This window comes from Xanthomonas sp. SI (assembly GCF_014236855.1).
GTDB lineage: Bacteria > Pseudomonadota > Gammaproteobacteria > Xanthomonadales > Xanthomonadaceae > Xanthomonas_A.
On the sequence record NZ_CP051261.1, the window covers coordinates 4,344,438 to 4,363,745 of the forward strand.

17 protein-coding genes are annotated in these 19,308 nt (G+C 62.7%); 2 read left to right on the forward strand and 15 right to left on the reverse strand.

What is annotated here, in order from left to right:
* Positions 1–10: 10 nt before the first annotated feature.
* A complete protein-coding gene (locus HEP75_RS18360; RefSeq protein WP_185824470.1) occupies positions 11–415 on the forward strand; it encodes a GtrA family protein in 405 nt (134 codons plus the stop codon).
* A 628-nt stretch (positions 416–1,043) separates the two neighbouring features.
* On the opposite strand, the gene HEP75_RS18365 is transcribed toward HEP75_RS18360, so the two are convergent.
* From HEP75_RS18365 to HEP75_RS18425, 13 genes are all read right to left on the reverse strand, one after another.
* Positions 1,044–3,383 carry a hypothetical protein gene (locus HEP75_RS18365; RefSeq protein ID WP_185824471.1) on the reverse strand — a complete coding sequence of 780 codons (2,340 nt, stop codon included), beginning with the start codon at positions 3,381–3,383 and terminating at the stop codon, positions 1,044–1,046.
* A gap of 50 nt (positions 3,384–3,433) precedes the next feature.
* Positions 3,434–4,285, reverse strand: a complete 852-nt coding sequence (locus HEP75_RS18370; RefSeq protein ID WP_255423899.1) for a class I SAM-dependent methyltransferase — start codon at positions 4,283–4,285, stop codon at positions 3,434–3,436.
* Positions 4,286–4,314: 29 nt separating this feature from the next.
* Entirely contained in the window at positions 4,315–6,024 is a 1,710-nt protein-coding gene (locus tag HEP75_RS18375; protein WP_255423900.1) for a rhamnan synthesis F family protein, read from the reverse strand.
* Positions 6,012–7,325, reverse strand: coding sequence for a glycoside hydrolase family 99-like domain-containing protein (locus HEP75_RS18380; RefSeq protein WP_185814015.1), 1,314 nt, complete (start codon positions 7,323–7,325; stop codon positions 6,012–6,014). Before HEP75_RS18380 ends, HEP75_RS18375 begins: the two co-directional genes overlap by 13 nt.
* Positions 7,326–7,499: 174 nt before the next feature.
* A complete protein-coding gene (locus HEP75_RS18385; protein WP_185824472.1) occupies positions 7,500–8,591 on the reverse strand; it encodes a class I SAM-dependent methyltransferase in 1,092 nt (363 codons plus the stop codon).
* Entirely contained in the window at positions 8,588–9,217 is a 630-nt protein-coding gene (locus HEP75_RS18390; protein WP_185824473.1) for a CatB-related O-acetyltransferase, read from the reverse strand. The genes HEP75_RS18385 and HEP75_RS18390 overlap by 4 nt, the downstream gene beginning before the upstream one ends.
* The gene (locus HEP75_RS18395; protein WP_185814018.1) at positions 9,214–10,578 is read right to left on the reverse strand and encodes an ABC transporter ATP-binding protein; all 1,365 of its coding nucleotides are present in this window, start codon (positions 10,576–10,578) and stop codon (positions 9,214–9,216) included. Before HEP75_RS18395 ends, HEP75_RS18390 begins: the two co-directional genes overlap by 4 nt.
* Positions 10,568–11,407 (reverse strand): ABC transporter permease, encoded by an 840-nt coding sequence (locus HEP75_RS18400; RefSeq protein WP_185814019.1) that lies wholly within the window; start codon positions 11,405–11,407, stop codon positions 10,568–10,570. The genes HEP75_RS18395 and HEP75_RS18400 overlap by 11 nt, the downstream gene beginning before the upstream one ends.
* On the reverse strand, positions 11,404–12,600 hold the full coding sequence (locus tag HEP75_RS18405) for a cystathionine gamma-synthase (RefSeq protein ID WP_185814020.1): 1,197 nt from the start codon (positions 12,598–12,600) through the stop codon (positions 11,404–11,406). The genes HEP75_RS18400 and HEP75_RS18405 overlap by 4 nt, the downstream gene beginning before the upstream one ends.
* Before the next feature lie 82 nt (positions 12,601–12,682).
* Positions 12,683–14,053, reverse strand: a complete 1,371-nt coding sequence (locus tag HEP75_RS18410; protein ID WP_185824474.1) for a pyridoxal-phosphate dependent enzyme — start codon at positions 14,051–14,053, stop codon at positions 12,683–12,685.
* 202 nt (positions 14,054–14,255) lie between these two features.
* Positions 14,256–14,480 (reverse strand): YdcH family protein, encoded by a 225-nt coding sequence (locus HEP75_RS18415; RefSeq protein ID WP_009575526.1) that lies wholly within the window; start codon positions 14,478–14,480, stop codon positions 14,256–14,258.
* Between the two features lie 337 nt (positions 14,481–14,817).
* Positions 14,818–15,696 carry an OmpA family protein gene (locus HEP75_RS18420; RefSeq protein ID WP_185816693.1) on the reverse strand — a complete coding sequence of 293 codons (879 nt, stop codon included), beginning with the start codon at positions 15,694–15,696 and terminating at the stop codon, positions 14,818–14,820.
* 14 nt (positions 15,697–15,710) lie between these two features.
* Positions 15,711–16,103, reverse strand: coding sequence for a DUF4398 domain-containing protein (locus tag HEP75_RS18425; protein WP_185824475.1), 393 nt, complete (start codon positions 16,101–16,103; stop codon positions 15,711–15,713).
* A gap of 99 nt (positions 16,104–16,202) precedes the next feature.
* On the opposite strand from HEP75_RS18425, the gene HEP75_RS18430 reads away from it, so the two are divergent.
* Positions 16,203–17,351: a PilT/PilU family type 4a pilus ATPase gene (locus tag HEP75_RS18430; RefSeq protein WP_185814023.1), complete on the forward strand. Its 1,149-nt coding sequence runs from the start codon at positions 16,203–16,205 to the stop codon at positions 17,349–17,351.
* A gap of 101 nt (positions 17,352–17,452) precedes the next feature.
* Here HEP75_RS18430 and maiA read toward each other — a convergent pair whose 3' ends face one another.
* Entirely contained in the window at positions 17,453–18,112 is a 660-nt protein-coding gene (gene maiA, locus HEP75_RS18435) for a maleylacetoacetate isomerase (RefSeq protein WP_185824476.1), read from the reverse strand.
* An 89-nt stretch (positions 18,113–18,201) separates the two neighbouring features.
* Complete coding sequence (locus tag HEP75_RS18440) at positions 18,202–19,191, reverse strand: fumarylacetoacetate hydrolase family protein (RefSeq protein WP_185824477.1); 990 nt, start codon at positions 19,189–19,191, stop codon at positions 18,202–18,204.
* Between the last annotated feature and the right edge of the window lie 117 nt (positions 19,192–19,308).

Here is a 19,308-nt window from a genome sequence, read left to right on the forward strand (position 1 = left end):
CCGGCTGCCGATGAGGACTCCCGCTCTTTCCCGGCAATTCTTGCGATTCTTGGCAGCCGGCGGCCTTGCCGCGGCGGTCAACTTCGGCTCGCGTATCGTCTTCAGCCAATGGCTGCACTATGTCCCCGCGATCATTGCCGCGTTTTGCCTTGGTTTGGTCACCGGCTTCACCCTCAACAAACTGTTCGTGTTCAACGAGGCAGGCAATCGTTTGCACCATCAAGTATTGTGGTTCACAGCGATCAACCTCGCTGCCGTCGTACAGACGATCCTGATCAGCCTGCTGTTTGCGCGCTGGCTGTTGCCAAGCTTGGGGGTCGATTTCCACAACGAAACAATCGCGCATGCCATCGGCGTGGCTGTTCCCGTCGTCACAAGCTACCTTGGTCACAAGCGCTTTTCATTCCGGACATGATTCGACTCAGCCGGCCCCTGCTTGCGTTCGGCTTGACCAAGCTGTCAGAGTCCGCCGATGCAGCGTGTCTGGCCGAAGTGATCATGGATATACCAACTTGTAGCCCTACAGCCGCATAGTGAACATCGTTGCGCTCGGGCACAGCGTCCCTGCAAGCTGTAGCGCGATGTCGATCGTCCAGAAGCGCGATGCCTACCCTTAGCTTGCTGGAAGATGCGCTGGCGACGGCCTACCCCATGCGCTGCTGAACCGCAGTTTTGGATGGAAAGGACTCCCGGCTGGGACCTGGCCAGGTTTCAGTGCGACGCGCTGAACCACCGTCCTCTCGCGACACTATTCGACTGCGAGCTCAGCAACCGAGGCCTGACGCTGTCCAGGAATCCGCCCGCAACCCAGCAGACGTAGGCGGCTCTGGACCATCCTGGCAGCAAGCTGCTGGCGCGACAATGAGACGGCGCGCGGACCGACGTGCCAGCAGCCTCGCAGCCTGGCAGCTCCCAGGCGTTCGCATCACACTGAGGGGCCAATACCCCTCAACCGGAAGGAGCGTCAACTCGCGCTGGCAACACTGTGCCCTGTTCGTCACTGTCCAGGCTAGCCAGGGACGGAGCGGCAGCTGACGACGACGTTACCTGGATGGCGCCGGCACATCATCTGTCCGATGGATTGTGAGCATCGCAGGACTACAGAGCAGTTGCCGGCTGCCATTGTCTTGGACAACGCGGATCTGGGCATCAGCGGGAAGCTGCCGAACGTCCACATAAGCCTCATAGCCTGCATATTCGAGTACGGGTTGCTTGAAATAATCAGCTACATCAGGGCGGGATACGTGGCTCGCCGGCACGACATGCGTCACCAGATCGCGTCCGGTGACAAGCAGGGCCACCCCCTTGTTCGGCCTGCCTTTAGCGCTGTCCAGCGCGGCCCACCCTCTGATGACCACTATGCTGCCGGACAGATCCATGGCCGAGGCCGTGACTTTGCGACGGTCAACGTCGTCGATGTTGCAATCACCGCCTGTCGCATACGACGACGGCGGCGAACTTGGCGTGCTCGATCCGGCCAACACCGTATCCGCTTCGACCGACAACGGGATATCCAGGCGCGCGAAGCTGACGCGATAATCGAGATCCCAGAGAAACCGCGTGCCGCTGTCACCGATCACGTTGAATGCGACCACCTTGCGCTTGCCAAGCAGCTCGGGACGATAAAGTGAACCGATCACGACGAAATCTCTGGCATCGGCCACCGTGGGCGAAAGCAGGAAGCCGGTCTGGGTCATGCCCGCAACGAGCCGGAAGCCGGCGGTATCGCCGTTCTCATAGCGCACTTTCAGCGACAACTTTGGCGCCTTGTAGAAGATCGAGAACAGCCTGCCGACAAGGGTAGGTCTGATATCCATCGTGACCCACACCGGCTGGTCCGAACCGACCACCGTCACCTCTTCTCCCAGCACGGCGCTTACCTGCACCGGTGTCTGAGGAACCAGCGCTGGCCTGCCGGGATCAGCTCGCTCGAGCACCGCATACCCACCGTCGAGAGCCTTCGGAGTGAAACTGCCGAGCAACGCCAGCCAACTGGCGCCATCCTCGAGCGAAGGATACCGATGATCGATGGGAGCGACTTTGAAATACACGCGCGACGGCGGGTTGTTGGCCAGATGAGCGGCATTGGCCTTGAGAAGACGAGGCGAATAAGCCGCATAGCTCTGCAGCATGGGGCGCGGCTTCCAGACCCCGCCGGCGGCCAACATCGGTGACAGTTCCGAGGGATAGACATCGGCGGTTCCCATGTAACCGGCGAATGGTGGCCGCGTTCCCATATACGCGACCTGCTTCTTGAACTGTCCAGACAATAGGTCCGGCTGGGTCATCCGTAGCCATACGCCGTGCGCATGATGACGCACCATCAGGGAGAACCTCGCTGTCGAGGTATCCCAGGTGACCGGCATGTAGGCGTTTGCGATCAGTCCCCAGCCCAGCAGCCCCGCAAAGACTGCAAGGGCGCCTGCGCGGCCACCCTGGGCCAAGCAAAGAAGAAGTCCCACAAACGCCAGGGCGACAGCGGAAACAAGCGCATGCTCGTCATGCCTGACGAAACCGGATTTGAAGGTGATGAACAGATAGGCAGTCACCAGGATCGGGGCATACCAGTGACGACGCAGCCCGCCAAGCGTGGAGATTGCCAACAAAAATGCGCCGGCCACCATGAAGATGGCAATATCGAGCGTACGCCCCTCCACCGACATGCCATCGGTGTATCCGGAGAGCGTCGGTCCTTGTGCCAGGAAATAGCTCGGCAGATCAATCAGCGCCTGCCCGGAAATCAACCAGGCACCCACCATGACGACAAACTGGACGGCGAGGATAATGAGTGCGGTCTTGCGCGAAGAGCGCCAGCAGAGAATCAACGCAATCGCCGTTGTCAACGCGACTATCAGGCCGAAGTTGCCCTTCACCAGGGGCAGAATGGCCATGGCCGCCGCCACGATGCACAAGGTCGCCGTGAACGGCTTGCCCCGCTCCACTCCGCGCATGACGACATAGGGCAGCAACAACGGCAGGAAAAGGAGAGCGGCATCACGCCCCCATCCAAGGCTGATGATCACAGGCAGCAGCAGCAGCAGGGTACGCCGTTGCGGAGGGACTACCGCGAACAGTCCAGCGAAGAGCGCGATGGCGATGAGCAACGACCCACCAAGCATCAAACTGTCAGTGGCGGGGTGGTAAATGCCTGTGTAGATCGATGCCAGCGGGCCAAACGTAAAGACGATGTCCGACCCGAACCTCAGGTGTTGCGCGGTCGCGACATTCATCGCGTAGGCCCACGATCCATCGATACCAGCGAAAGGCATCGTCACGGCGAAATGCGTCAACATCAGTACCGCCAAAATGCAGGCAAACGCCGACGCAAGCCAGCTCCACGTCGTCGTCGACTCGCTGTCGGTTTTTGCGTTGCCGTTGTCCATGTGTACCTTACTGTTCCGCGTATCAGGTGATGCGCCGTGGTTGACTTGGATCAACCCGGCACAAGTGAACGCAGTTTACGCCTTGCTCTCTGCACTAACGATGCCTTTTTGCGAACAGTGAAGAATCCCTGCGGCAGCAGACCCGGGTCGTCGACGAATGCGATCGACCGAGCCAGCGCACCAATCTCCCTTTCCACGAAGGCCGGCGGCATGGCCGCCCACCCATAGTTTGCAGCCTCCAAGACGTCCGCATTGCCCGCCACGGCGGCATATACATGCTCACCGGCAGCGTAACGACGACGCGCGTCCGCAGGGTCGGCAAACATATGCGCATAGTCCTCTTCGTAGCGATTGCGACCGCTCTCCTTGAGCGAGCACGCCTGGCATAGCTCAAGGAAATGATCGGTCGTGGTGGTCATGACCAATGTGCCGCCCGGCTTGAGCACTCGCATCAACTCACCCAGCCAGAACGTCGCCGACACCGCCGAAAGATGCGAGAACACCGAAAACGCATAGACGATGTCGAAGTAACCGTCTTCGTAAGGAAGGCGAGCATTAGGGCCGATAAGACTCAGGTTGCCTGGAACTCCCGTTGCCCGAGCCACATCGAGAATGGCTTCGTCGACATCGACACCATGCAGGTTGCTCGCATCCACATCGTTGAGGAAGAACCGGATGATACGTCCCCAGCCAACGCCGAAATCGAGAACCCGGGAATTGTTGCGGAGGGGATAACTGCTTGCCTTGACGATCTTGTAGAACGTGAAAGCTTCGGCCAACGCAACTTCGTTCGACTTACCAACGAAGACTTCCTGCTGGTATACAGATGGAAACCCTGGCAACCCAAGTGATGGATCGTCCACGGAACGAAGAATGCGCTCATACCACTGCTGATCATCCATTTCTTGCTCCGTTGGGTAAAGCCACTACATCAGGAAGGCAAAACGGAAATACCCTGCTTCTCGTAATCATCATGGCGCAGTGCGATACGAGGCGAGCGTGTGGTTGCCGCGAAGTAGCCTGCCTGCTCGACCCACAGCACAAAGAGCCGCTCGATCACGTGCGCGAGCGTAGCATCGCGCTGTCCTGCCTCCGGATCGAATTCGCTCAGTCCGATGTTTCGCATACGAAGCGCAGCCAGCGCAGCAGGCCGAAACCAGAACATTGTGCCGGCGAAGAAGCCCAGACGGATGCGCGCGTCGTCGATACCCGTCTCGGCGGCGAGGACGCGCAGGCGCTCCTCATTGCCCCCCCAGAACCGTGCATTGCTGAGGTAAGCCGACTCTGGGCCAACGATACCGCAAACCGGATTGTCGTCAAAAGCGCGAAGAATCCTCAGGACATCGAACGAAGAGCCCAGCAAGGACTTCATCAATTCATCGCGCCACTGACCACCGCCATCGTGATAGACGCTCTTTTTCGAATGGATCTTGCAGACCGCGTCGTAGCGATCGAGCAGACCGGTGTTTAGCAGACTGACGAACGGTCCGACATCCCGCCCGACATTGGGGTGGATGAATACGAACGCCCGAACCTTATGCTCCTGGAAGTACCGAACCGCGATGCGACGATCGGCAATCGACTTCACTGACACGAAAACATCGTGATCGACGATCACGTTGCGCATGTACGCGTAAATCGAATCGATCAGATCGACATGAAACAGGTGCAATACAATCGCGAAGCGCGCGCCCAAGCTTTCGGCATCGATCGCCCCCACACCATAACGTTCTAATTCTTCCGGGGTCGGGACATCGCGCTCTCCCGTGGCGATTGGCATGGTGTTCTTGCGTGTCTGGCGCATCCGCGCAATTTCACGCTCGAGCATCGCACGCGCGCCGGCATCGGGGATCACGCGTTCCAGCTCTACATCGAGCACGCCATTAGGGTCATCACGGAGAACTTCGCTCTTGATGAAACCAAAACGACGATACAGCGCGTCCCAGAGATAATGAGCGGGATTGGCATGCATCACCCCCTGCTTGCTCGGCGCTGCGATCAGGGCATTGACACCATCGCGCAAGCGCTTCCGCTTCAATCTGACCGCCACGGTCCGCTGTGCAGCGGCATCGGGCTGGAATGCCACCCCGATCTTCGCGCCGTGAGAGAGCAGCCACTGGGTCAAACCGACTTCATAGGAAAGAATGATTTCCCACTTGTCGTCCAGTACCCGGACATTCCTCCAGAACCGTTCGAAGTAATGGCTGAAAAAGGCGCTCTTGCGGAATACCAAGAAATAGGATTGCAGGTGGCGACTTACCTGCAACGACTCGGTCATTCCCCAAACATCGCATTCGACATCGCGCATCTGCGCGAAAGCCTTGCCTATGCCCCCGCGATCGATCGTAATCACGCTGTCATTGGCGATAATCAGTTCGTCGTAGGAATACAGTGCCTCGACGGCGAAGATACCAGTACGGAATGAGTAGAAATCATAGCCGACGTTTTCGCGTACGATCACCTTGATCCGATCATCCAGACCCGCGGCCTGCTCGGGCGCCAGCCGTGTCGACACCAGCACGATCCGCTCGGCGTGCAGCAGCAACTCATCGAGCAGGCGCCGAGTGAACTCGGTCAACAGGCCTTCGGCGTCGAAGTGGGCGACGACCGCAACCCGACGCGAGGCCTTCATCGATTCCATACCTGGTAGATCTGGACAGCGGACGCACGGAGTCGCGGAAAGGGTCTGAGCATCCTTCCGATCAGCGATCGAACACGGGACGGCTTAATGACAGGAGCTTCCAGGGGCTTCGCCCGGCGTAGTTCCGCGGAAAGCAGAACCACTTCGTTGATGAGACGGTCACGGTCATCCAGCAACGCCGCCGCGCGTTCGCCACCGATTGCGCGAAGCAACTTGCCATCCTTGAGAAGATCGTCCAGATCGGGATTGCCCCCTGTCACCGCGACATGTGTCGCCTCGAGATAGGCCAGGCCATGCTTCAGATCGGGCTCAAGATGGCAGCCCTCCCCCCATTCGTTCCACGCATTAATGAAGATCAGCTGGTCGTCGGGCGCGTTATTGAGACGCGTGTACTCGACCAGCAGGCGCAGCCAATACTGGTAGAGCGATGGCGAGGAATCCACCAAGATGTGCGACGTATGCTGGCGTCGGGCAGTGTTGTCCCATGACGGGACGATGCCGCGGTACCAGCGAAAATCGGGCTTTTCGCGGCTGATGGACTGTGCGATGACCTTGCGGTAATCGGCCATGCCACCCCGGAATTCCGGGTTGATCATGTCCACGTGGTGGGTTACCCGGTTTTCCGAGCCGAGGAAGGTATGCGGCGGGAATTCAACGGCAGCATCGAAACCCCAGTCGCGCGGATCCACGATCCCGTAGAACTGCACGGCGACCAGATGGATTTCGCCGATGCCATGCTCCCGCGCGACATCGCGCCAGCGCTCGGCGGTCTGCTTCGAGTTCGGAAACAGGTCTGCGCGGTAGACGAGCAGCATCGGCTTGCCGTCTACCCGGATCGCCCGCCGGTCGCCCAGCAGCGGAAGGATATCTTCGAGGAAACGGCGATCTTCATCATCACCATGCTTCTGCTCCAGCAGGACATCTTTCTCCATGCCGTCCCAAGTGCGCGTCCAGTTCTCGTTCGCCCAACAGATGCAGAACGGGAACTCGATGTCGCTCTTCAAATAGTTGTCGATCGGCAGCTCGAGGATACGACGCCCATCGAACCAGTAGTAATAGAAGCAGAACCCATGAATACCGTAAAGCTTTGCAAGTTCGGCTTGCGCTCGCATGTTGTCGACAAGGCGCAGATCATAGAACCCAAGTTCGCGGGGAACATGCGGTTGATAATGGCCGACGAAATTCGGCCGCCCCTTGGCAACATTGGTCCATTCCGTGAAACCGGGCCCCCACCATTCTGAGTTTTCAGCCACCGGGTGATATTGCGGCAGATAAAAGGCAATTGGCTTTACAGTCGACATTGTTATCCCAAAAATTCGGATAGATCCCGGTTACCGAGACACCTTCAAGGCTGAAAGCAGAAAATCCCCCTGCTACAGACTGATTGATCGTACATGACCAGGAACTTCCTAGTCTTTTGCAGCCTTGGCAGCGAGAGACACGACCGAGGCACACAGCGTGAGCTTAGTGGCCAATCAACGACGCCACCAGCGTCGCTGCAGCAGCAACTTATCCAGTTTTTGCTCACTACTCTCCAAATATGGCACCACCACGGCCTTCATTTCGTTCAGCATCTGTGCGTGATCCTCGGCAATTGTCCGCTGCAGCTCTGCCGACGCCGCCGAGTCCTGTGAAAGCTGTTGAATCTGCTGCTCCATTAGCTGAGCACGCAACAAGTATTCCTGGGACTGCTGTCCAAGTTGCTGGAGGTGCTGCTGGACCTGCTGCTCTAGCTGCTGGACCTGCTGCTGCAGCTGTTGTTCCTGCTGTTCCAGTTGCTGGACGCGCTGCTGATGTATCTGCTCCTGCTGGGTGAGGCCAACAACCTGACCACGCGCATCGGCAAGACCGGCGTAGACGCGCTCAAGTTCCTCAGTGCCCTTGACGTTACGCCCAAGCACGTCGAACAAGCGGTTGATCAACGCAAACTCGCCAGCGGCGGCAGTATCGGCAAGCTTCAACAACGCAGGACTGCGCTCCTTGCCGACCAGCAGCACGCCCAGTCCATGCGTGTGGGTAAATTCGAACGCGGGATATTGCTGACTGATTTCGGCCCAATATTGCCAGACGCCAAATCCACGCTCGCGTACGCAGGTGTCATGGAACAGGACCACGCCGCGACTGGAAAGCTTCGGCAGCCACGTCTCGAAATCCTCACGGACGGCTTCATAGGTATGCAGGCCATCGATGTGCAGAAGGTCGACTGAGCCCTCGGCGAAGTACTCCAGCGCCTCGCTGAAGCGCATCCGCAACATCTCGGAAATGCCGGCATAGTTGCGCTGTTGGTAGTCGCGCAGTTCGTTATAGATGTCGTCGCCGTAGAAACCTGCATGTTCATCGCCTTCCCAGCTGTCGACTGCGAACACGCGCGAAGTGAACTTCTGCTCCTCGACGGCCTGGCAGAAGGCAAGAAAAGACGCACCGCGATGCGTCCCCAGTTCTACGATCGACTGCGGCCGAAGCTGTTCCACCAGCCAAGACGCGAATGGAATATGTCCCAACCATGCGCTGAAGGAGAGCGAGCGCGGAGCGATCAACATACTGGGGGATAACGGAAAATCGATCATGGGACGGTATGGTTCGCAAAAGGGGAAACGGAATCGTCGGCGCGCGGCGCAGCAGCGACGAAGGCACTGATGTCGTCGGAACACAACAGGGACTCGAAGGCACGGATCTTCTCGATCGGCCACTGCCACCAACGAATCTCCAGCAGGCGTGCGACGATCTGCTCGTCGAAGCGCATGCGCACCACGCGCGCGGGGTTGCCGGCGACAATCGCGTAAGGCGGCACATCCCTGCTGACGACCGCGCCAGCACCGATACACGCACCGTCGCCCACGGTGACACCGGACACAACCATGGCGCCATGGCCGATCCAGACGTCGTTACCGATGACCGTGCGACCCTTCGTGTGCGGATGTCCGTCCTGTCCGGCGCCCGGGGAATTCAATGCAATCCGCAGCGGATAGGTGGTGACCCAGTCCAGGCGATGCTCGCCGCCACCGAAGATGAGCACATCGTCGGCGATCGAACAAAACGCACCGATATCGATCCTCTCGCCTTCACTCCACACTTTGAACTGCGGATTGCCGTAGGTAAAGCGACCAACGGAGATGCGCGGGTCGTTCGTCACCAATGGCGGGATGAATCCGCTGCGCTCCGTCACCGCCATTGGAAGAGATGCATCACTCATGGTTTGGGACTCGTGCGCTCCATCGTCACCTCATCGAAAGGAATGCCGACCAACCCGTAGCGCAGACGGGGCGAAGCGACCCGGATCAACACAGCATCATGCAACCAGGCATGCTGCGTATTAGCATAAGGATCGCCATCGGCGATAGAGACCGTCATGGAGTATTCGCCATTGGGCAGAAGCGGCAAGGTGAAGCGGAAGGACGCTTCCAGACCGGTATCGGCCTCCACCTGCATGGGCGGCTGCACATAGGTATAGGTGTGCTCGCCGAACAACGACTGGCCGAGCCGGTCCTTGACGAAGAATCCGATCAGCGGACTCTGCAGCGGTTGGTAGGCAGTGGCCCGGATTTTTAGCACCACATCCTCGCCACCGGCGAAAGAAGTAAAGGGCTCTCCCCGGTCGTTGCACAGCGTCACCGAATCGATGCTCGCAACGCCGGACTGCCACCCACCAGAGTTGGCCACGTTGTCGAAAAGCTCGACCTTCAGGTCCTTTTCTATGCGACCCGGCGACAGCGCCTTCGGCTCGGCCTTGCCTGCCTGTCGCGACTGCAGCTTCACCGTGTCGCCATAGACTTCCTGGGAGCAATACTCGATGTAGGCGTTGCAGGTGTCCTGTGCCGTGCCGTGCATCCGCATCTCGCCACGATCGAGCCATACCGCGCTCTGGCAGAAATTCAGTACCGAGGACGTGTCATGGCTGACGAACAAGAGAGTGCCGTTCTCGCGGAATTTGCGCAGGAAACGCATGCACTTCTGCACGAAGATGGCGTCGCCTACCGCCAGGGCCTCGTCGATCACCAGGATGTCGGCGTCGACGTGAGCGATCACCGCGAACGCCAGTCGCACATACATGCCGCTGGAGTAGGTCTTGACCGGCTGTTCAAGGAAGTCGCCGATATCGGCGAATGCCACGATGTCGTCGTACTTGCGATCGATGTCCTCGTACGACAGACCGAGGATCGAGGCACTCATGTAGACGTTCTCTCGACCGGTGAATTCTGGGTTGAAACCCGCACCCAGTTCCAGCAGCGCCGCGACGCGCCCACGCACGGCGACTTCGCCGGTGGTCGGTTGCAACGTGCCGCAGATGATCTGCAACAGGGTGGACTTGCCTGAGCCGTTGCGTCCGATGATGCCTACCGTATCGCCACGGCGCACTTCGAAATTGACGCCCTTCAGCGCCCAGAACTCGCGGTAGTGTCTGTGGCCAGGCTTGCCCAGGAAGCGGGAAAGGCGCGGCAGGATGGCCTGCTTGAGGCGATCCTGTGGCTGCGAGTAAACCTGGAAACACTTGGTGACGTCCGATACGCGGATCGCAAGCTCCGCCTGGTCCTGGACCGATTGCTTAGATGACATCGGCAAATCCTCGGCGCATCTTCTGGAAACACACGTAGCCGAACCAGGCGACGAACGCGGCGAAGACGGTGTATTTGCCCAGCCCGCTGAAATCGGGCGTCTTGTTCCAGATCAGCACATCGCGCGATGCTTCGATGATGAAGGTAAGCGGATTGAGATAGATCCACTTGCGAATGCCCTCGGGCAACGAGGAGACCGGATAAAAGACCGGCGCCAGGAACAGCAGGATCGTCGTCAGGATGCCGGTCATCTGTCCGATGTCGCGCACGAACACACCCAGTGCCGACAGCAGCCAAGCCAGGCCCATGGTGAGCAGCACCAGCGGGAGCAGCACCAGCGGGAGGTAAACGACCGTTATCGGCAGAACCCCGCGAATGAGCAACTGCGCAAGCAGCAACACGCCCAGCGATACCAGCGCATGGAACAGCGCGGCGCCCATTGCCACCCACGGCAGCGTCTCCAACGGAAACACGACGCGCTTGACGTAGCTTGCGTTGCCGACGATCAAGCTGGGGGCACGATTCACGCATTCGGCGAAGATGCCATGCACCAGAATGCCGACGAACAGAATGATGGCGAAATCACCCTTGTTCGCTGTCTCCACGCCCCAGCGCGCATTGAAGACCACCGAGAACACGAACGTGTAGACGGCCAGCATCAGCAGCGGATTGAAGAACGACCAAGCCAGGCCCATCAACGAACCGCGATAGCGGCTGATAACCTCGCGCTTGGACAGTTGATAGATGAGCACGCGATTGCTGACGAAGCTGCGGATCATTGCCATCGGCGAACCCGAGATGGCGACGGAGGAAGAGATCATCGGGTTCATGCGGAAGTACCAGCTAGCGCCCTTTGCAAATCCGCCCGCAAATCCCCCACATCCTCAACCCCAACGCTCAACCGCACCAGCGCATCGCTGATGCCGAGCTGGGCGCGCCGTTCCACCGGCACCGAGGCGTGGGTCATGACCGCAGGATGGTTGACCAGGCTTTCCACGCCGCCCAGCGATTCGGCCAGGGTGAACAGCTCGGTACGTTCGCAGAAGCGCTTGGCCGCGTCGAAGCCGCCCTTGAGCACGATCGAGACGATGCCGCCGAAACCGGACATCTGCCGCTGCGCCAGGGCGTGCTGCGGATGCGAGGCCAGGCCGGGGTAGATCACCTTGTCGATCGCCGGATGGGTGTCCAGCCACTGCGCCAGCTGCAGCGCATTGTCGCAATGCGCGCGCATCCGCAGCGGCAGGGTCTTGAGCCCGCGCAGCGCCAGGAAGCTGTCGAACGGGCCCTGCACGCCGCCCACCGAGTTCTGCAGGAACGCCAGCTGCTCGGCCAGTTCGGCATTGGCGCCGACCACGGCGATGCCGCCGACCATGTCGGAGTGGCCGTTGAGGTACTTGGTGGCCGAATGCACCACGATGTCCGCGCCCAGTTCCAGCGGGCGCTGCAGCATCGGCGAGGCGAAGGTGTTGTCCACCACCACCAGCAGGCCGTGCTGGCGCGCGATCGCGGCGATCGCGGCAATGTCGACGATCTTCAGCATCGGGTTGGTGGGCGTCTCGATCCACACCATCTTGGTCTTGGACGTGATCGCGGCGGCGAACGCGGCCGGATCGGTCAGGTCGACGAAGCTGAAGTCCAGTGCGGCGGTGCGCCGGCGCACGCGCTCGAACAGGCGGTAGCTGCCGCCGTACAGGTCGTCCATCGCCACCACGTGGCTGCCGCTGTCCAGCAGTTCCATCACCGTGGAGGTGGCGGCCATGCCCGAGGCGAACGCGAAGCCGCGCGAGCCGCCTTCCAGCGCGGCGACGCAGCGCTCGTAGGCGAAGCGAGTCGGATTGTGAGTACGCGAGTACTCGAAGCCCTGGTGTTCGCCGGGGCTGGACTGGGCGTAGGTGGAGGTCGCATAGATCGGCGGCATCACCGCGCCCGTGGACGGGTCCGGATGCTGGCCGCCATGGATCGCCAGGGTCGCCAGCGACAGCGCGCGGCCGTCGCCATTGGGGTTGGACGTGTGGTCCGTCATGAGGGGTTCCCGGAGAAGGGGCGTGATTCTAGCAGCGAGGTCTGAACGGCCCCCTGTATCGGGGGCCGTCCACGAGGCACCGTCACTGAACGCGGCGGCGCAGGTAGTTGAGCAGGTCGATGCGGGTGATCAGGCCAAGGAAGGCGCCGTCGTTCATCACGATGGCGACCTGGCCGCGGTCGAACACCGGCAGCAGCGCTTCGATCGGCGATTTCACGTCGAGCCGGTCGAGCTTGCTGACCATGGCCGTGGACACCGGGTCGCGGAACCGTGCCTCGTCGCCATAAACGTGCAACAAGACGTCGCTTTCGTCGACGATGCCGACCAGTTGGTCGCCGTCCATCACCGGCAGCTGCGACACGTCGTACAGCTTCATGCGCTGGTAGGCGGTGGTCAGCAGGTCGTTGGGGCCGACCACCACGGTGTCGCGCTGGCTGTACGGGCGCAGGATCAGGTCGCGCAGGTCGCCGTGCTGCGGGCGCTCCAGGAAGCCGTTGTCCAGCATCCAATAGTCGTTGTACATCTTCGACAGGTACTTGTTGCCGGTGTCGCAGACGAACACCAGCACGCGCTTGGGCTCGGTCTGCCCGCGGCAGTACTTGAGCGCGGCAGCCAGCAGGGTGCCGGTCGAGGAGCCGCCGAGGATGCCCTCCTTGGCCAGCAATTCGCGCGCGGTATGGAAGCTCTCGGCGTCGCTGATCGAATAGGCTTTCTTGACCCGCGAGAAGTCGGAGATATCGGGCAGGAAGTCCTCGCCGATGCCCTCCACCAGCCAGCTGCCGGACTTCTCGCTGACCGTGCCCTGCTCGATGTACTCGGTCAGGATCGAGCCGACCGGGTCGGCCAGCACCAGCTCGGTATGCGGCGAGGCGGCGGCGAACGCGCGCGACAGGCCGGTCATGGTGCCGGAGCTGCCGCAGCCGAACACGATCGCGTCCAGCTTGCCGTCCATCTGCCGCAGGATCTCAGGGCCGGTGCCGAACTCGTGCGCGGCCGGGTTGTCGGGATTGCCGAACTGGTTGACGAAGTACGCCCCGGGCGTCTCGGCGGCCAGGCGCGCGGCCAGGTCCTGGTAGTACTCGGGATGGCCCTTGGCCACGTCCGAGCGGGTCAGCACCACTTCGGCGCCCATCGCCTTGAGGTTGAAGATCTTCTCCCGGCTCATCTTGTCCGGCACCACCAGGATCAGCTTGTAGCCCTTCTGCTGGGCGACCAGGGCCAGGCCGATGCCGGTGTTGCCGGCAGTGCCCTCCACCAGCACCGCGCCGGGCTTCAGCTCGCCGCGGCGCTCGGCCGCCTCGATCATCGACAGGCCGATGCGGTCCTTGATCGAGCCGCCGGGGTTGGCGCTTTCCAGCTTCAGGTACAGCTCGCACACGCCAGTGTCGAGCTTGCTGGCCTTGACGATGGGGGTGTCGCCGATCAGGTCGAGTACGGAAGAGTGAATGGCCATCGCGTCCGGATGCATCGCGCCGTCATAGCGGCTGGACCGGTGATTATCCGCGGTATGCGCCGGAATGTCAGACATAGCGCGGAACCGGCACGAAAAAAGCCGCGATCGCGGCTTCGGGAGGAGATGACGCGGACGGTGGCAAGCCGACGAGGAGGCCGGCCACCGCCCGCGACAATTGAACGCTTGTCGTGGGAGAGAGGAATCAGTGAGGCTTTTGCTGCTCGTCGTAGAGCCGCAACAGCTTTTCCTTGGCCGCGAGCTTTTCCCGCTTCATCTGCGACAGGGTGAGATCGTCGATCGGCAGCACGCCGAGCTCGGCGTCCATACACTTCTTGTCCAGGGTCTTGTGGCGTTGGTAGAGCTGCTTGAATTCCGGATCGGACTTGATCAACGCGTCGATTTCGGTCTGCGGTTGCCCTTCGAACATAGGAATAGCCTCCTTCAGCTGGAAACAAGAACGCCCCGGCCGGAACGGCACGGGGCGTTGCCTGGGAGCGGAGTCGCGCGGGTCGCCAGCCACTCCACCGCAACGCCCGGGCCTGCTGCCCTTGGAACGTCTCGCTGCGGTGCGTGCCACTGCTTCATCGGCCCGGAGTCTCCGTGGAACCAGGCGACGATGTATCGCCTGGGAGTTCGACCCTACGCCTCCCCACCAGTTCCGGCAAGGGCAGCAGCGCGCGCTTTCCGCATTCAGTTGCTTGCCGCTCAGGCCCAGAGAAAAACCGCGTTAAACGGGCTCCAGGACCTGCAACGGCCAGCCCCGCTCAGGGCGCGATCACCACCTCGGCGGCACGCGCCTTGGTCGCCGGCGCCTTCTTGCCGACCGCCTGCAGGCGACCCGCCGCGACGCCGCCAGCGACCAGCGCGTCGCGCAACGCGTCGGCGCGCTTCTGCGCCACGCCGGCATCGGCGTCGTAGGCCTCGATCCGCACCCGGCCCTTGGCGCCGATCTGCAGATACTGCGCCAACGCCTTGGCCTGGCCGCCGGCATCGGCCGACAGCGCCGCCTTGCCTGCGGCGAAGGCGCCGCCGGTGACGGTGAACACCTCCCCGCGCGGCTCGAAACGCGACGCCGGCAGCTTGGCCCCGGCGACCAACTCGGCCTCCTCGCGGGCCAGCTTGGCCGACTTCTGCTGCGCGGCGCTGAGCTTGGCGGTCTGCTGCCCGGCGACGTTGGTCAGCGCCTGCTCGGCATCCTGCCGCGCCAGTTGCTCGGCCTCGGCGGCCTGGCGCAGGCTCTCGGCCTCTTCGGCCTGGATCTGCGCCTGCACCCGCAGCCGCTCGGCTTCCTGGCGCGCGCGCGCGGCCTCGCGCCGGCTGGCCTCGACCAGCAAGTCGCTGCGGGTCTTCTCCAACTGGTCGACCTGGCGCCGCGCCAGTGCCGCGCGTGCGGCGGTCTCGGCGATCTCGACGCGGCGCTCGGCGAGATAGCGTGCGTCGTCCTGCTCCTTGCGCTTGGCCGCGGCGAACGCGGCGACCGCCTGCTGCGCCTGCAGCCGCTCGTAGGCGGCCACGTCGGCACTCAGCGGATCGGCCTGCAGCGCGACCAGGCGCTGGTTCAGCACCGCCAGTTCCGGATCGTCGGCCGCGAACGCGGCCAGCGGTGCGACCAGCAACAACAGCGCGGCCAGGCGGCCGGCCATCCCCAGGTAGCGGCTCATGGACGGCCCTCCCCGGTGTTCAAACTGCGCTGCAGGTCGGCCACCTCGGCCTTGCGCTGCTTGAGCTGCGCGTTCGCCACCGCCTCCTCGCTGCGCACCCGCGCCAGGTCGGCGTCGGCCGCCACGCGCAGCGCCAGCTGCGGTGCGGTCTTGCGTTGGCGGCGGTCCAGCGCCGCCTGTTGCGCCTGCTCCAGGCCCTGGCGGGCGGTGGCGATCAGGTCCGGGGCGTATTGGTCGGCGTCGGCCTGGATCGCGCGCTGCACCGCCTGCTGCGCGGTCTGCAGTTCCGGCGAGGCGACCTGGGCAAAGGCGGCGGGCGTGGCAAACAGCGCCAATGCGCACGCCATCACGTACTGCGGGCAACGGATTTGTGCGAAGCTAGTTTTCATCAAGGGGGGCCGTAGGCGGAGACGTCGAGCACGGCCATTGTCGGAAGCCTGTGGCGCGCTTGCAACGGGCTGCCGCGGATTGTTGGGGAACCATTGCGCATGGATATCGGCTACTTCCTGAAGCTGATGACCGAAAAGAACGCCTCGGACATGTTCCTGACCACGGGAGCACCGGTCTATATCAAGATCGAAGGCAAGCTGTACCCGCTCGGCGCCACCGGCCTGCCGCCGGGCATGGTCAAGAAGATCGCCTATTCGCTGATGGACGAGGGCCAGGTACCGCAGTTCGAGCGCGAGCTGGAGCTGAACATGGCCATCGCGCTGCAGGACGCCGGCCGCTTCCGGGTCAACGTGTTCAAGCAGCGCGGCGAGGTCGGCATGGTGATCCGCGCGATCCGCAGCAAGATCCCCAGCATCGAGGAACTGCACCTGCCGCAGGTGCTCAAGGACGTGATCATGACCCCGCGCGGGCTGGTCCTGGTGGTCGGCTCCACCGGCTCGGGCAAGTCCACCTCGCTGGCGTCGATGATCGACCACCGCAACAGCACCACCACCGGGCACATCCTCACCATCGAGGACCCGATCGAATACCTGCACAAGCACAAGATGTCGATCGTCAACCAGCGCGAGGTCGGCCTGGACACCCATGCCTTCCACAACGCGCTGAAGAACGCGATGCGCGAGGCGCCGGACGTGATCCTGATCGGCGAGATCCTGGACGCGACGACGATGGAGGCGGCGATCGCCTTCGCCGAGACCGGCCACCTGTGCCTGGCCACGCTGCACTCCAACAACGCCGATCAGACCATCGAGCGCATCCTCAACTTCTTCCCGGAAAGCGCGCACAAGAACGTGCTGATGAACCTGGCGCTGAACCTGCGCGCGGTGGTCTCGCAGCGCCTGGTCAAGGACAAGAACGAGCGCCGCCGCCCGGCCACCGAGGTGCTGCTGAACACGCCGATGATCCGCGACCTGCTGCGCCGCGGCCAGGTCCACGAGATCAAGGCGGCCATGGAGGAATCGCTGGAGGAAGGCATGGAGACCTTCGACCAGTGCCTGTTCCGGATGGTCAAACAGGGCCAGATCGAGCAGGAGGAAGCGCTGCGCGCGGCCGACTCGCGCGACGGCCTGGCGCTGAAGTTCCGCCTATCCGAAGGCTCCAGCGGCGAACACGACCCTTACGCCGACTACGACGCCGGCGGCAGCGGCGGCGCCAGCTCGCCGCGGATCACCCACGGCTTCGGCTGAGACCGCTGCGCATCCTGTGGGGCGGCTTCGGCCGCGACACATATCGCCCGGCAAGACCCTGTCGCGGCTGAAGCCGCTCCTACAGGGTCGAGGCGCCAGGCTCAGCCTTGGGCGTCCGGCTGCCGCTCCGGGCGCGCCGCCTCGAATGCCGGTAGCGCCAGGCAGGCCTGCTCGATCCGCGCGATGGTCGGATACGCCTGCATGTCCACGCCGAAGCGGCGCGCGTTGAACGCCTGCGGCACCAGGCAGCAATCGGCCAGTCCCGGCTGTTCGCCATGGCAGTAAGTGCCGGTATCCGGCGATTCGGCCAGCAACTGCTCCAGCGCATCGAAGCCCAGCACGATCCAGTGCAGCATCCACTCTTCGCGCTCGGACTGCGGCACGCTCCAGACGGTCTCGAAGAATTGGGTCACGCGCAGGTTGTTGAGCGGATGCACGTCGCTGACGATCAGTTGCGCCAGCCCGCGCACCCGCGCGCGGTCGATCGCCGCATCGGGCAGCAGCGGCGGCTCCGGCCAGCGTTCGTCCAGGTATTCCAGGATCGCCAGCGACTGGCGGATCGGCTGGCCGTCGTGGCACAGCGTCGGCACCAGTTCCTGCGGATTGAGCCGCGCGTACTCCGGCGAATGCTGTTGGCCGCCGTCGCGCAGCAGATGCACCGGCAGCGCCTGGTAGGCCAGCCCCTTCAGATTGAGACCGATGCGAACGCGATAGGCGGCGCTGGAACGCCAGTAGGTGTACAGCTGCAACGCCTCTTCCACGCTCTGCTCTCCGCATTCGGACGATCAAGATACCGGTGGACAGCGGCGCAGCGGTACCGCCGGTCGTCTCGGTGCCGCCACTGGCCGGCTCAGGGCCGGGAGGCTGGCTCGATGCGCTGCTCGATCGCGCCGAAGATGCTCACTCCATCACGGTCCAGCATCTCGATCCGCACCACATCGCCGAATTTCATGAACGGCGTACTCGGCTGGCCGTCGCGCAGCGTCTCCACCACGCGCAGCTCGGCGAAGCACGAGGCGCCGCGCGAGGTGTCCTGGTTGGCGATGGTGCCCGAACCGATCACCGCGCCGGCCGCCAGCGGCCGTGTCTTGGCCGCGTGCGCGACCAGTTGGGCGAAGTCGAACTGCATGTCCTCGCCGGCTTCCGGCGCGCCGAACCAGGCGCCGTTGATGTGGGTCAGCAGCGGCAGGTGCAGCTTGTTGTCGCGCCAGGCCTCGCCCAGCTCGTCGGGGGTGACGAACACCGGCGACAGCGCGGAGCGCGGCTTGGACTGCACGAAGCCGAAGCCCTTGGCCAGCTCGGCCGGGATCAGGTTGCGCAGCGACACGTCGTTGACCAGCCCGATCAGCTGGATATGCGCGGCGGCCTGCGGCGCATCGACCGCCATCGGCACGTCGTCGGTGACCACCACGATCTCCGCCTCCAGGTCGATGCCGTAATCCTCGCTGACCACCTTGACCGCCTCGCGCGGGCCATAGAAGCCGGCGCTGACCGCCTGGTACATCAGCGGATCGGTGTAGAAGCTCTCCGGCACCTCGGCGCCACGCGCGCGGCGTACCCGCTCCACGTGCGGCAGGTAGGCGCTGCCGTCGAGGAATTCGTAGGCGCGCGGCAACGGCGCCGCCAGCGCGGCGATGTCCAGGTCGAACTGGCCGTCGGCGCTGCCGTCGTTGAGCGACTCGGACAGCGCATTCAGGCGCGGCGCCAGATTGCTCCAGTCCTCCAGCGCGCGCTGCAGGGTCGCGGCGATGCCGGTGGCGCGCACGGCGCGGGTCAGATCGCGGGAAACGACGATCAGGGTGCCGTCGCGGCCGCCTTCCTTCAGGGAACCTAGCTTCATGTCCGTCCAGTGCTGGGGAGCTGATCGGGCGATTGTACGGCCAGACCGGATATTGGTTGCAACTGAAACGGAATCGCCGACTGTCGGCTGGTTCTCTGCGGCTTTTGTGCAACGCGC